This is a genomic window from Candidatus Magnetaquiglobus chichijimensis (genome assembly GCF_045865675.1).
Lineage (GTDB): Bacteria > Pseudomonadota > Magnetococcia > Magnetococcales > Magnetaquicoccaceae > Magnetaquiglobus > Magnetaquiglobus chichijimensis.
Genome location: NZ_BAAFGK010000004.1, coordinates 1,400,387 through 1,414,956, shown reverse-complemented (window position 1 = coordinate 1,414,956; position 14,570 = coordinate 1,400,387). Strand labels below are relative to the sequence as shown.

General features: G+C 60.2%; 10 protein-coding genes. 7 read left to right on the top strand and 3 right to left on the bottom strand.

Going from position 1 to position 14,570, the window contains the following annotated elements; all coding sequences use genetic code 11:
• Window positions 1–34: 34 nt before the first annotated feature.
• Window positions 35–2,506, bottom strand: a complete 2,472-nt coding sequence (locus ACOY6C_RS10310; protein ID WP_420905391.1) for a tetratricopeptide repeat protein — start codon at window positions 2,504–2,506, stop codon at window positions 35–37.
• 307 nt (window positions 2,507–2,813) lie between these two features.
• Between ACOY6C_RS10310 and ACOY6C_RS10305 the strand changes: the two genes are divergently transcribed.
• From ACOY6C_RS10305 to ACOY6C_RS10285, 5 genes are all read left to right on the top strand, one after another.
• Complete coding sequence (locus ACOY6C_RS10305; RefSeq protein WP_420905390.1) at window positions 2,814–3,698, top strand: flagellin N-terminal helical domain-containing protein; 885 nt, start codon at window positions 2,814–2,816, stop codon at window positions 3,696–3,698.
• 150 nt (window positions 3,699–3,848) lie between these two features.
• Window positions 3,849–4,553: a hypothetical protein gene (locus ACOY6C_RS10300; RefSeq protein WP_420905389.1), complete on the top strand. Its 705-nt coding sequence runs from the start codon at window positions 3,849–3,851 to the stop codon at window positions 4,551–4,553.
• A gap of 306 nt (window positions 4,554–4,859) precedes the next feature.
• Complete coding sequence (locus ACOY6C_RS10295; RefSeq protein ID WP_420905388.1) at window positions 4,860–5,900, top strand: DUF4258 domain-containing protein; 1,041 nt, start codon at window positions 4,860–4,862, stop codon at window positions 5,898–5,900.
• Window positions 5,861–6,133: a type II toxin-antitoxin system MqsA family antitoxin gene (locus ACOY6C_RS10290; protein ID WP_420905387.1), complete on the top strand. Its 273-nt coding sequence runs from the start codon at window positions 5,861–5,863 to the stop codon at window positions 6,131–6,133. Before ACOY6C_RS10295 ends, ACOY6C_RS10290 begins: the two co-directional genes overlap by 40 nt.
• Window positions 6,134–6,159: 26 nt before the next feature.
• Window positions 6,160–6,378, top strand: a complete 219-nt coding sequence (locus ACOY6C_RS10285; RefSeq protein WP_420905386.1) for a type II toxin-antitoxin system VapB family antitoxin — start codon at window positions 6,160–6,162, stop codon at window positions 6,376–6,378.
• A 327-nt stretch (window positions 6,379–6,705) separates the two neighbouring features.
• On the opposite strand, the gene ACOY6C_RS10280 is transcribed toward ACOY6C_RS10285, so the two are convergent.
• Window positions 6,706–9,369, bottom strand: coding sequence for a TolC family outer membrane protein (locus tag ACOY6C_RS10280; RefSeq protein ID WP_420905385.1), 2,664 nt, complete (start codon window positions 9,367–9,369; stop codon window positions 6,706–6,708).
• 364 nt (window positions 9,370–9,733) lie between these two features.
• On the opposite strand from ACOY6C_RS10280, the gene ACOY6C_RS10275 reads away from it, so the two are divergent.
• Both ACOY6C_RS10275 and ACOY6C_RS10270 read left to right on the top strand, forming a co-directional pair.
• Window positions 9,734–11,512 carry a peptidase domain-containing ABC transporter gene (locus tag ACOY6C_RS10275; RefSeq protein WP_420905384.1) on the top strand — a complete coding sequence of 593 codons (1,779 nt, stop codon included), beginning with the start codon at window positions 9,734–9,736 and terminating at the stop codon, window positions 11,510–11,512.
• Entirely contained in the window at window positions 11,509–13,692 is a 2,184-nt protein-coding gene (locus ACOY6C_RS10270; RefSeq protein WP_420905383.1) for a peptidase domain-containing ABC transporter, read from the top strand. The genes ACOY6C_RS10275 and ACOY6C_RS10270 overlap by 4 nt, the downstream gene beginning before the upstream one ends.
• A 127-nt stretch (window positions 13,693–13,819) precedes the next feature.
• Here the strand turns inward: ACOY6C_RS10270 and ACOY6C_RS10265 are convergent, their stop codons facing one another.
• Window positions 13,820–14,566, bottom strand: coding sequence for a hypothetical protein (locus tag ACOY6C_RS10265; RefSeq protein WP_420905382.1), 747 nt, complete (start codon window positions 14,564–14,566; stop codon window positions 13,820–13,822).
• Between the last annotated feature and the right edge of the window lie 4 nt (window positions 14,567–14,570).

The following is a 14,570-nucleotide window of genomic DNA, read 5'->3' as shown; positions in this document are numbered from 1 at the left end:
TTTCAAAGGCTGGCGGTCGGCAGTCTGTTGTGCGTCACGAGCATGGCCGGGAAGCTGGTTGGCCGGGTGGTTCGGAATCTCCTGATCGCATGAGCGAATTCAGGTAGGCCAGATTCACTTCTATTTGCTGGATATGCGGATGGTCCGGCGGGAGATTGGAGGCACGGAGAATCGTCAGGGAGCGCACGTAATTATCGCGCGCTCCCGCGATGTCGCCTTGATCTTTCAGCACCAGGGCCAGGTTGTTGAGGCAGAGGGCCACTTCGGGATGTTCGGATCCCAGGATTTTTATCCTGATTCTCAGGGCCCGTTCCAGGTGTTGCCTCGCTTCTAGGAGGTCTCCCGAATCCAACAACACCATTCCCATGTTGTTGAGCCACTTGGCCATTTCCGGATGATCCGGGTCCAGGCGCTTGTCGCCGATTTCCAGGGCTCGTTTGATCAGTTCCCGCGCCTCGGAGAGATTCCCCTGCTTGCGCAATACACTCCCGAGATTGTTCAGACGGATTGCGATGGTGGGATGGTCTGGATCCAGATACTTTTCGCCAATGGCCAGTGTGCGTTCGAAGATCTCCCGCGCTCCCGTGAGATCGCCCTGCTCGTGTAGCATCAGGCCCAGATTGTTGAGGGTGGGGGCGACATTCGGATGTTCCGGGCCATGGATCTTTTCGGTGAGGGACAGGGCCTGTTCGAACAGTTCTCTTGCCAGTCCATAGGCTGCCTGGCTTACCCAGAAGAGGGCGCAGCGGTTGTAAAGAAAATTAACGCGTATCAGATCCACTCCGAAACGCTCCCCCATGCGGGCAATATTCAGTACGTGGTGATGAAGACGTCTGGCATCGGGGCGTGCCGCCATGTCATGGAATTCGATGTCATAGGCTTGGCGCATCACGGCCAGGACCAGAGCAAGGTAGCGTTCTTGTCCCTCTTCTCCGAGCCGGTCGCGGGTCACCGCGCCAACCAGACGGTGGATGGAGAGGCTGTCTTTCTCTTTTTCCAGGCGGATCAGCGCGAAGCGGTGCAATGTGGTCAGGGCCAGATCGTAGGCATCTTCGTCTGGCAGTCGCCTGGCCCAGTCCATCTCTTCGTTCAACCATCGAGCCCGCCATTCCCACAACAGATTTCGGGGGATGTCGTCTGGCTCCAGGAAACTCATCAAGTTGAGCAGCACGCAAGCCATCGGGTTTTCATCCATCGCCTGATCAAAGGAGAGTTGCCAGGTGGTGTATATCGTTTGCGCATACTCGCCCAGTGTGGGTCGGGCACTGATTGAGTTCATCAGGGCGAGCCCCTTGGCGCGGAACTTTTTCAGGTAAACCTCCAGGGAAAGGGTCATTTCGTCCATGTAGGAGGCGGCCTGCTCCAGGGCCAATGGCAACCCACCCAACTCTTCGGTCAGGGTATCCGCCGTTTGGCGTTGGGTTTTGGTCGCCGTATCCCACATTTCCATGCGGTGGAGCAGAAAGGCGCTACCTTCTTCTTTGCTCATCACATCCATGTCCAGGGCGTTGGCCAATTTTTTCCATCCGGCGCGGTGGCGGGTGGTGATCAGCAGATGTCCGGCATGGTTTGGTGGAATCCATTCGGTCACTCCTGCCGGGTTGGGAGCGTTGTCCAGAACAATCAGCCAGTTGTCATGGTATTCCAGCCATCCGAGTGCGGCCTGGCTACGCTCTTCGACGTTGGTTCCCGCCAGGCCGATTCTTTCTCCCAAGGAGGCGATATCCGATTGCAAGGTTTGTCCGCTCTCCGCGCGTATCCACCAGATCACCTCGTAATCGTGAAGATGGCGCCAGGCATACTCCAACACCAGTTGCGACTTGCCGATGCCGCCCAGTCCCTGGATCACCTGGGTGCCGCTGGTGCCGGTCGTGGTGTAGACGGCCACGGATTTTCTGCTCAACAGGGTTGCCGCCAACTGTTTGAGTTCCACCTCGCGACCGGTGAAAAAGCGATTGCGCATCCCGAGATTGTGGATCGCCGATTTGGTCGTGGCCGTGGCCGTGGCCGTGGTTGTGGTCGTGGCCGATGAGGGGGGGGTCATGGATCGGGCGTCGAGAGCCGTCAAGGCGCGTTTGATCCCCAACACGACGTTTACATAGGCGTCATCCGGGTTGGTCCATTGTGTGATGGGTTTGGCCTTGTCTTTGTCGTCGTTTGGAAGGGCGGTCAATTTCCCAAAAGGGAGTTGTTCCCAAACGCAGGCGCGCAGGATGACCGGGATCACCACGGCAGAGCCTGATTCATGGCGTTCCATGGCCCGCTTGATCTCCACATCCTTGACGTATTGGGTGGAGTTGAAGTCCGATGAGACCAGAAGCAGAATAATTTCGGAAGTTTCCAATTCGACCTTGATTTTTCCGTCCCACTCCTGACCGGGGATCAACATGCGATCATGCCAGATTGTGACGTCTCCCGAATCCACCAGGGGAGAAAGGTGCTTACCCAACTCGATACGATAGGCACTGTCACTTTTGGAATAGGAGATGAACAGCTTGGCGGCCATGGTTTCCCCAATCTGATGCGGCGGGCAACGGACGAAATGAAAAGATAAGTATATCCCCTACCCGAGGGGATAGCAACCATGACCCAGGATGTCACCGTGGGTGATACGTTCGCCACGCCAGCCAGATGTTTCGTATACAGCGTGGAATCGGCGCGTATTGAAAAAAGAAGATTCAGTTTTCCGGCCCGCGCGACGATAAACGAATCAGCGCTTCCCATGGGGATGACGCGGATCGGGTGGGCTTGCGTCGTGGGGAGCACGGCAGCGCCACAATCGGACGGGCTGGCGAAAAGAGTGGTCGAAAAACATGTTTGTCACCTTGCGGAGCAATCAGGCGGCGCTGAACACGCAACGCGCCCTGGAGATCCAGACCAGAAGTCTGGAGACGACCATGCGTCGTCTCGCCACCGGGTTGCGGGTGGAGCGGGCCTCGGACGACGCGGCGGGGCTCTCCATCGTCACCCGCATGAGTGCCCGGATCCGTGGGTTCAACATGGCGATCCGCAATGTCAACGACGGCATCTCCGTGGTGCAGGTGGCCGACGGGGCGCTGGAGGCCACCACCGAGGCGTTGCAGCGCATGCGCGAACTGGCGGTGCAGGCCGCCAACGGCACGGTCAGCGGCACGGATCGCGCCAGCCTGAGCCTTGAGAAGGATCAGTTGATCTCCGAAATCCAACGCATCGCCGCTCAAACCACCTACAACCATTACACGCTCCTCAACGGGGTTTCCAACATCGCCTATTTCACCACGCCGGGCGGTACGCCGGGCGGGTCGCGCACTTCGCTGCAGATGAGTTTCCAGGTCGGTGCCAACGCCGGTCAGAACGTGGTGGTGGAGATGACCCTGGCCCATGTCAGCGCGCTGGGGTTGGGCAACAACGGCAGCCTCACCTCGATGCTTACCCAGGGTGGGGCCAGCACCCTGATCGGTCGCGTGGACAGCGCCTTGGAGTCGGTGGCCTCGATCCGCGCCAATCTGGGCGCGGCGCAGAACCGTTTCGAGGGGATGTTGTCTAATTTAATGAATGTTAGCGAAAACACCGAGGCCGCCCGTTCGCGCATTCGCGATGCCGACGTGGCTTTGGAAGCCGCCCATTTGACCCGGGCGTCGATTCTCCAGCAGGCGGGCACGGCGATTCTGGCCCAGGCCAACGTGCAGCCGCAAATGCTGCTTAAACTGTTGAGTTAACGATATTTATCACTGGCAGTCAATTTGCATGGTGGGGGGCGCACCCCTCCACCCCACCCGTGGGTCTCCTGAATGGGCGTGCCACGGCAACGCAAGCTTGCGGAGGTTGCCTTGAAGTACCCAATACCATCGTCATGGGAGTCAGAGGGCATGCAAGCGATCGAAATTCAGGCCGACATCACGCCCGAGGGGAACATCACCCTCCCGTCCCCTTACAAGAGTCTCTATGGCCGTCAGGCGCGCCTGATCGTGCTGGTGGAGGAGATCGCCACCTCCGGGGAGAGTCTTCTGGCCAAGGATCCGGTGCAGGCGGTTCAGGAACAGCTGCGCGACGATCCGAGCGGCGAGAGTCTGAACCACGGGATGGACAAGGTGTGGGATGCCTGGCGGGAGTTCAGCGCCGAGGTCGAGGAGGGGGGGGCTTTCAATCAGGCGTTGTTGATCTCCCGCATTCAGTCCGCCATGCCGAGCGTGATCGCCATCTATGCCCTGGGGGAGCGCATCGAGAAGGGATCCGGCACCCTGGGCGTGCCGCTGGAGTTGGCCATCCTCCTGGAGGGGGAGGCCGATCCGGTGGCGTTGTGGTCGTTGGCCAAGGAGTTGTCCACGCTCGCCCACTGCCGGGTGGAGCTTTTGGATCTGCGTGTCAGCGCCACCCAGCTCCAATATCAGGTGGTGACCACCGCCGAGCGGTGGTGGAGTTCCAATCCCCGTGCCGGTCTGTTCGAGTGTTTCGTGCTGAGCGAAAAGAGCGCCCTAGACGAAGCCCGCCCCTCCCTGGGATCCCCGATCCTCCCGACCCTGGCGGAGTTCGATCCGGCGGATCTGGAGATGGATCATCCGTTCTCCTGTTGAGCTGATCGTGGAACTCCCGTCAGGGAGCTTCCCCAGGTCGGAGGGTGAGGGGACTCCCCCATCCTGCCAGTTTTCCGGCAACCGATTCCACGCACTGCCCGATCTTTTCCCTGCGGAGCGCCGCATCTCGCGGAGCGCCGTTTTTTGATTGTTCGCGGACGATCCCACCGGATAAGATTCGGGAACGAATTAAGGCTTTTTGCGTCGCCTGCCGACGCAAAAAAAGCCTTAATTCGTTTGACAAGTGCGACCGGGAAAAGGATTATGAGGCGGTGTGGGCGGAGTTTGTCAGAAGGGGGAACGTTGATGGAATCTGATCGTTTTTTACATTTCTGCACGTCAAACCGGGCTCTTGCTTTAGGTCAGCACAAAGCATTTGTCCAAGGTATTGAAAAACATGTGCTGGATGTTTTTCAATATATTGAAAAAGACGGAGAGGATTTTATTAAGCAAGAATATAAGAGATTGTGTTCAGCCCCTGGATGGGAGGATGGACCAGATTGTGCTGATCTGGCTGAATTGGCCCAGGCCAGAGGACAGGAACACTTTGATAATCTTTTGTTTGTAAAAGGGCAAATGATGAATCTGGCGACAGCCGGGCTGTATCATTTGTGGGAAAGGACACTCAAGTCTTTTCTTGAACGAGAAGCCCATTTTTTTTCAGAGAAGTACTTCGGGGAAGACCCAAAAAAGACGATCCAACAGGCCGATTTTCTAAAAATTCGCAACTGGCTAAAAGAGTGGAATTTTTGCGAACATCAAGATGCGAAAACGATTATGGAAGGTCTCCATACATTAAGCCTTGTTTCCAATACAATAAAACATGGTGCTGGTTCTTCGTGTGAAAAATTATTCAAGAAAGATCCTGGTTTCTTTAAAGGTCCATACCCAGAACTGTCACCTGTTCTGTTTGATAAAATAAAAAAAATCCCCCCTTTTGATCAGGCTAACCCAGACGATCTTTGGATAACTCCTGAGAAGTTTCATGAGCTTTCTGGAATTGTTGAACAATTCTGGGAAGCTCTTCCTGAACAAATTAAAACTACTAACAAAGAAAAAACAATTAATATTATTTTGTCTTTGCGCGTCATGCAGCGAATGTTTGATCAGGAAATATCTATGGATGAGATTCACAACACATTGAAAAAAAATAATGTGATTGAGGATGATCCAGATAATACTCACTACTCAATCAGGTTGATGCTAGGGCATGTAAAAAACTGCAAGCCCTTTCATGTGGTCGTGGCGGAGAATAGTGAAGAAAAAAGAAAAATTATTATCACTGTTTATCATCCAAACCCGACCTTATGGTTGCCGGATTGGAGTACCCGGAGGAACAGACCATGAAATGCGCAGTTTGCAAACACGGAGAGACCAGACCGGGTACGGTCAGCGTGACTCTGGAACGCAGAGGGGCCACCTTGGTGTTCCGCGAGGTGCCAGCCTTGGTCTGTGATAATTGCGGCGAGGCGTATCATGAAGAAAAGGTGGCGACCCAATTGATGCAACAGGCGGAAAAGGCTGTGCGCGGCGGGGTCGAGATTGATGTGGCGGTATGCCGTGGTATCCCCACAACATGAATACCTGAAACGGAGCAAGATCGGCCATGCTGACCACGATTGAAATCAATGACACCCTGATGTTGACCGCTCAACAATTGGCACATCAACGCAATCAGACCCTGCGGCAGGTGGTGGAGTCGGCCTTGCAGTCCTTCGTGGAACAGGAGCAAGAAAGAAAAGCTGGATTCCGTCTGCGCAAATGTACTTTCCGAGGCAACGGTCTTCAAGCGGATATTCAGGAAGGGGATTGGGCGGGGCTCTAGGCTCCGACTATTCTGATGCCTGTTAGCGCATACTAGCAAAACTTACCGAGACGAAATTGTTGACGATAACTCAATCCAAAAGTTTTTATTTATTCATAAACTGCTAATATCACGATCGGAGTTCATTAATTATAGTCCGCTAGCATTTGTTTTCAGATAGCTGCAGAATAGTCGGAGCCCAGTGCCCCGCCTTGCGTCCAACGGTCAAAACCTGGTCTATTGCTCCTAACGCGATCGTGGTGCTCAATCATGAACTGGCACGGGAACTGGGGATCATAACCGTTTGAGGGGATGGGGTCTGGTGCGGACGGGTCGAATTGGAAAGGTTCACATCCCGCCGCCGATGCGGGTGATGAGTTGCGGGTCCTCGGGGGTGGAGGGGCGGATTTCGACCACCTGGGCGGCCTGGTTGCTTTTTTCGAAGAACCCTTCCGCCGCTTTCTGGGCCGACGTCTTGTCGTCGTAACGACCGATCCAGATCAATTGCCAGTTGTGGCCCTGGGCGTCGCGGGTTTCGCACAGGTGCAGATCGAACCCCTGGCGGGAGAGTTGTTCGAGGCGCTTTTCGGTGTCGATGGGATTGCGGAAGGCAGCCACCTGCACCGCAAACCCTTCCAGGCTGGTCGTGGTCGGGGGCTGGAACGAGGCGGCATTCTCCACGGACGGGGCCGGGATGGTGGATTGCGCCGCGTGGGCGTGGTTTTCCGGGGTGGCCTGTTGGGGCGGTTGAGGGGCGGCTGGCTTCTGCGCGCGGGCTGGAATCGGGGCATCGGCAAACGGCAGCGACTGCCCGACCGACGAGCTTCCGCGACGTGCCATCGGGGTGATGAAACCGGGTCTCCCCTCCTGCTCGGTGAATCGTTTCAACAGCGCGCGCGCTTCGGCTTCGTTCTCCAGGCGACCGATCGACACCCGATACCAGATCTTATCCTTCCCCTCCTGGATCTCTTGCAAATAGAGGTCGTACCCCTTGAGCTGCAACAGACCGATGAGCTTCACCGCCGAGGTCTCGTCGTCGAACGCGCCGATCTGGATCGTGTAGTGCAACAGATCCACCGGCGGATATTTCGCGGTGGGCGTGCGCTCCTCCAGACTCATCAGACTGGCCAACTCGCGCGGGGTGACACGATCCCCCTCGGCGATGGCGGGTTGGGCGTTGGCATCGGCCTGAATATGCGGATCGTTGTGCGGTGGGGCCGGGTTGGCGTCGCTGGAGCGGTCCATGGTCTTGGCCAGCGCATCCAGGGCCTGGTTGACCGCGCGGGGCGAGGGTTTGCCCTGTTGACCGGCGGTGGCGAGCAGGGCGGCGCGCGCCTCCGCCGCCGGGATTTTCTCCTCACCGGTCACGGGTGGGGCGACCTGGGAACTCGCGGGTGGCGCGATCGCCTCGTCTGGGGGCAGGGAGGCGCTTTGTTCCGTCTCCGGGAGGAACAGGGCCTCGACCAACTGGTCCATCGCCTCCTCCTGGGCGTGGGTCAGTGGCGCATCCGCGGGGAGCGCGGCGGGGGCGGGGCGGTCCGTGGCCGTTGGTCTGGCGGTTTTTTTCGCCAGTCTGGTCGCGGGCGAGGTGGCGGGTGCGTTCGTCAGTTCGGAGGGGGCGGCGGGTGGCGGCTCCGGAGCGCGGGCATTCGTGGGGGCGCGGGAGGGCTCTTGCGCCTTCTGGAACGGTTGCAACACCAGTTCCGGCGGGGTGGGGTCCGGCTGAACCAGGGTCTCTTTCAGAAGCCCCATCGACGAGATCAGCCGGAACGACTCCATCAGGAACTGATACTCCTCCTCGACCAGCAGCCGTTTGGCGGACTGGAGTTCGTGCTCGGAGTTCAGGAAATCGAGCATGGTCTGACTGCCGAGACGATACTGCTCCTGCCGATCCCGATGGACCGCCCGCATGGTCTCGACGTGTTTTTCCAGGCTTTGCAGACGGGCGCGCGAGGCGATCAGGGCGTTCCAGGAGCGGTTCACCTGCTCTTCGACCTGATCCCGCGTCTCCTCCAGTTTGTCGCGGATGCGCGCCGCTTTGTGGGCGCTCTCCTTGAGTTTGGAGCTGTCCGCGCCACCCCGAAAGAGATTGTACTTGAAACGCAGCATCGCCGAGGCATCCTGCGAATAGCCGCGTTCGCCCCCCGCGTTGTTGCTGTCCGACATCGCCATCTCCAGGCTGATCTTCGGCCACAGGGATGCGGCGCTGGCCTTGCCTTCGGCGCGGGTGGATTCCAGATTCGCCCTGGCCGCCAACAGCGACGGATGTCGGTTGAGCGCGGTCTCCAGGGCGTCGGAACGCTCCCTGGGCAGGAATTTCTTGTCGATCAGGGGAGGGGACAGCTCGCCGGGGGGAAATCCCACCAAGGTTGCGAAGCGGCTCTCGGCGGCGCGCAGATGACCTTCGGTGGCCGCCAGTTCCGAGGCGATCAACGCCACGCGGCTCTCGGTGAGACGGGCATCCATCTCTGCCGTGATTCCCAGCTTGATGGTCTGGCGGGTCTTGACGAGGATCTCCGAATGGATGGTCATCGCCTCCTTGGACAGCTCCAGCAGACGACGCTGCTTCATCACTTCCGCGTAGACCAGGGCGACATCCAGGATGACGGTTTCGGCGGTGTCCAGAAAGCCGTAATCCTCGGCCTGCACCTGCGCGCGCGCCTGCTCCACCTTGTTGACCGTGTTGAAACCGTCAAAGAGCGGCTGGTTGATGTTCAAGCCCGCCTCGCCGCGATCCAGGGTCAGGCCACCCTTGGCGGTGAAGCGGCTGCTCGGGGTGTTGGTCCACTCCCGACCGGTGCCCATGTTGAAATCCACCGTGGGCAGATAGCCGGCGTAGGCCTGCCGGATGCGTTGCCGGGTCTCCTCCAGACTCTGACCGGCGGCCAGAAGCTTGGGATTGGCGCGCATGGCTTCGTTGACCGCATCGCCGAGGGTCAGCGACCAGGCTGGGGCGCTCTGACTCAGGGCGACCAAGGTCAACAGTGCGGCGGTGAGTGAACCCCTTTTCACACGTCTGTCCATTCCGGCAAGAAATCCAATTGACGATGGTTCATCCATCAGCAATTATTGTGCCTGTTATGTTTTTTGCAAGGGCGGGAAGGGTGTTCCCCGTTCGGTGTGCTTCCGCGATGGGGGATATTTTGACATTCGTTCTTGTGATGGCGAAGTCGCCAACCGATAAGCAGGCTGCATGGGGCGTCGAGCCGGGTTGTTCGGTCCGAGCCGGTCCGCCCGGCTCGCGCTTTGGATGGCCGCCAAATTGCAAGTCATTCGTGATTTCTGTTTTGAACGAATTTCAAACCAGAATCGTTTGGCGATTCGTCGGGTTTTGAATCGTCAAACAGCCTCCAAGTTGGGTGGAATGGGGCTGGGCATGGTGAAGGATGCGTTTTTTTCGAAGGATGGCTGGCCCGCGCGCCTGACCCCTTTTTCCGTGGTCGCGGATTCGATCTGGGATCTGATGCTGGTTTCGACCATGCTGAACTTGCTGGCATTGGTCCTGCCGCTCACCCTCCTGCAGGTCTATGACCGCATCCTGGCCAACGAGGCGGTCAGCACCTTGAGTTGGCTGCTGCTCGGCGTGGGCGTGGCGATGCTGCTCGAGGCCCTGTTGAAAATGGGACGCTCCTACATCGGCGCCTGGCTGGGTGCCCGGTTCGAACACAACGCCGGCGTGAGCGCCATGGAGCGGCTTTTTTCGCTGAATCTGGCCGATTACGAACGGACCGGTTCCGGTATCCATCTGGAACGGCTCAACGCCCTGAACGTCATCAAGGATTTCTACTCCGGGGCCGCGGTGCTGGTGATTCTCGATCTGCCGTTCGTGCCGATCTTCCTGATCATGATCTACCATCTGGCCGGCCTGCTGGTGCTGATCCCGATCATCGTCTTCATTCTGTTTGTCCTGTTCACCCTCTACATCGGCGACAAACTGCATCATGCCGTTTCCGAACGGGTCAAGGCGGACGACATCCGCGTCAACTTCATCATCGAGGTCTTGAACGGCATCCACGCCGTCAAATCCATGGCCATGGAGGCCATGATGCTGCGCCGTTACGAGCGGTTGCAGGACGCCTGCGCCATGGGGGCCCAGAATGTCGGCATGCAGAGCGCCGATGCCCAGAACATCGGTTCGTTCTTTGCCCAGTTGGCCACCGTGGCCATCGTCGCCTTCGGCAGCATCCAGGTGATCAACCACGATCTGACCATCGGTGGTCTGTCGGCATGCAGCATGCTCGCCGGACGCTCGATCCAGCCGTTGCAGCGCGCTGTGGCCATCTGGGCCCGTTTCCAGACCATTCGCGTCTCCCGGCGGCGTTTGAACGCCATCTTCGAACTCAATCCCGACGTGCCACCCGGTTCTCAGCCCCTGCCCGAGATCGAGGGACGGCTGGTGATGGAGAACGTCAGCTTCGCCTATCCGGTGGAGATGGCCGATGGACATGCCAATGCCAATCCCAATGCCAAGCCGCCGGTGGCGCCGCTGGTGCTGCGGGATATCAATCTGGTGGTCAATCCCGGCGAGACCATCGCCATCCAGGGCGCGAGCGGCAAGACCACCCTGTTGTGGCTGATGATGGGGGCGATCCGACCGACCCAGGGACGTGTGCTGATCGACGAATATGATCTCAACCAGTACGATACGAGTTCCCTGCACGAACAGATCGCCTACATGCCCCAGACCGGCATGCTCTTCAAGGGGACGATCCTGGAGAACATCCACATGTTCCGCCCGGAACGCGAAGAGGCGGCGATGCGGGCCGCGACCCTGCTGCAACTGGAGGATTTCATCTCCAAACTTCCCAAGGGCTACGAAACCATCATCGACGATGGGGCCGACGAGTCGATTCCGCGCGGCATCAAACAGCGCATCACCATCGCGCGGGCGTTGGTCTCGTCGCCGCGCATCCTCCTGTTCGACGAGGCCAACACCGCCATCGACAGCGGTGGCGATGAAAAGTTGAAACATGCGCTGGAGTTGATGCACGGCAAGGTCACCCTGATCATGGTGACCCATCGTCCGTCGCTCGAAAAACTCGCGGATCGGGTCTATGAACTCAAGGATGGCGCGCTGACGATCAAGCCGCCCAGGGCGCCGTTCAAACCCCCGCCACCGGCTCCCGCCGCCCCTGCTGGAGGCGCTTCGGGATGACCATGCCCCATCCGGTCATTCCCGATTGGGATCTGGAACTTGAATCGATCCGACGCATGATCAAACCCAGGCAGCCGGTCACCGGACTGTTGGCCGAGTTTTCGCGCCTGTCGGACTTCGGGGCCTGCATGATTCCGCTTTTGATGGCCTTGGGATACCGTGGGGATATGCGTCATCTGGCCGAGGCGCTTCCGCACTTCGCCGAGACCCTGGATCTGACCGGTCTTCGCAACATGATGGCCAATCTCACCTACATCAGCCGACCGGCCCGTCTGGATCCGCGCGAGATCGATCCGCGGCTGATGCCCTGCCTGTTCGTGCCGGACAAATCCGCGGCCATCGTGCTGCTCAAACGCAAGGAGGATGGCTGGATCATCTTCAACGGCGAGAACGGCGAGGTGGAACGGCTCCCCCTGGCACGGATCTCGGGCACGGCCTATTTCTTCTCGGCCATGGACCTGGAAGAGCGGGCCATGACCCAGAAGCGGCTCGGCTGGTTCCGGATGATCGCCGAGCGATTCCGGCAGTTGATCGTTTACATCTTTATGGTCACCTTCGCGATCACCATCCTTCAGGTGGTCCCGCCGCTCTTCACCATGGCGGTCTACGACCGGGTGGTGGGCAGCCGCTCCCTGGATACCCTGACCCATCTGCTGATCGGTATCGGCGTGGTGATGATCTTCGACTGGATGATCCGCAAGCTGCGCACCAAGATGCTCATGTATGTCGGCTCGCGCATGGACAGCATCGTCAGCAACGCCATCTTCATGCGCATCCTCTCTCTGACCCCGAGTTTCACCGAACGGGCCCCGACCGGCGCCCAGGTGGCGCGTATCAAGGATTTCGACTCGGTGCGCGAGTTCTTCACCGGGCCGTTGATGATGGTCTTCTTCGAGTTGCCGTTCTCCGTGGTCTTCTTCGCGGTGATTGCCCTTCTTGCCGGTCCCCTGGCCTTGGTGCCCATGGTGACCATGGCCCTGTTTGTGGCCCTGTGGGCGATCATGATGCCCATGGTGGCCCGTGAGGAGGCCCGGTCGCGGCGTGCCACCAGCAAGAAACAGGAGTTCGTCGTCGAGGCGTTGAGTCGCATGCGCGCCCTGAAATACAGCGGCATGGAGTCGATCTGGCTGGGCCGTTTCCGTCAACTCTCCGCCCAGGCTGCCATGGCCAACTTTCGCACCGCGCTCATCAACGCCCTGGTCAACGCCATCTCCACGGTGTTGATCGTCGGATCCGGCGTGACCGTCATCGGTCTGGGGGTGTTCCGGGTGATGGAGGGATCGATGACCACCGGGGGTCTGGTCGCCTCCATGGTGCTGGTGTGGCGGGTGCTTGCCCCGATCCAGAGCGCCTTCATCGCCATGACCCGCCTGGAACAGGTCCGCTCGAGCATCACCCAGATCAACAGCCTGATGAACGTCACCCCCGAGCGGGAAGAGTACACCGCCATCGAGCCGATCAAGAGCTTCAAGGGGCAGATCTCCTTCGTGCGCGTGAGCATCCGCTACATTCCGGAGGCCGAACCGGCACTGATGGGCATCAGCTTCGAGGTGCAGCCGGGACAGGTGGTGGCGCTGATCGGTCCGAATGGTTCCGGGAAATCGACCGTGGTCAAACTGCTGGCTGGTCTCTACACCCCGCAGGCGGGCAGCATCCGCATCGACGGCCTGGACATCCGCCAGATGAACGTCATCGAATTGCGGCATGCCATCGCCTATGTGCCCCAGTCGTGCAATCTGTTTTACGGCACCATCGCCCAGAATCTGCGACTGGCCCACGCCACCGCCTCGGACGAGGATATCGAGGATGCCTGTCGCAAGGCCCAGGTGTACGACGAGATCATGGCCCTGCCGAAAAAATTCTGGACCCGGGTGGGTGACCAGAAATCCGCGCAGTTGCCATCCAGCATGGTGCAAAAGCTCTCCCTGGCGCGTGCCTATCTGAAGCCCTCGACGATCATGCTGTTCGACGAACCGGCCAACAGTCTCGGTTGGGAGGATGACCAGGCCTTCATCCGCGTGGTTCAGGAGTTGCGAGGCAAGCGGACGATCTTCGTCGTCACCCATCGGCCCAGCCATATCCGCCTGGCCGATCAGGTGCTCTACTTCGATCAGGGGTATCTGCGTCTTTCCGGCAAGCCGAATGATGTGCTGCGTCAGATTCCAGGAGGTTTCGTATGAGCGAATCCATCGACAAGCCGCAGTCCCGTCCCGCGCCGCGCATGTCGTTCGCCATCGGGAGAGCGGCGCCCAAGGGGGAGCAGGGGGCTTCTGCCGTGGCTTCCGTACCCTCGGCAGGATCGTCTGTTCAGGCTCCGGCCTCGACCCCCGCGCCGACTCCGGCCCCGACCCCCGCGCCGACTCCGGCCCCGACGCCCGTGCCGACTCCGACGCCCGCGCCGACCCCGGCCCCGACGCCCGCGCCGACCCCGACCCCTGCGCCGACCCCGGCCCCGACGCCCGCGCCGACTCCCGAGGCGCTCAGACGCATGAAGGCCACCTTTGCCATCGGTGCCGCGCCCAAGCCGACTGTCGAGCCCACCCCGGCTCCGACCCCGGCTCCGACCCCGGCTCCGACCCCCGCGCCGACCCCGGCTCCGACCCCGGCGCCGAAGCCCGTACCCGCGCCGACCCCGGCTCCGACCCCGGCTCCGACCCCGGCTCCGACCCCGGCTTCGACCCCGGCTCCGACCCCTGCGCCGATCCCGGCTCCGACCCCGGCTCCGACCCCCGCGCCGACCCCGGCTCCGACCCCCGCGCCGACCCCGGCTCCGACCCCGGCTCCGACCCCGGCTTCGACCCCGGCTCCGACCCCGGCTCCGACCCCGGCTCCGAAGCCCGTACCCGCGCCGACCCCGGCTCCGACCCTGGCCTCGACCCCGACCCCGACCCCGGCTCCGAAGCCCGTACCCGCGCCGACCCCGGCTCCGACCCTGGCCTCGACCCCGACCCCGACCCCGACCCCGGCTCCGACCCCGGCTCCGACCCCGGCTTCGACCCCGGCTTCGACCCCGGCCCCGCCGCCCCTCGCCTCCTCGCCGCCCCCCGCGCCCATTGAT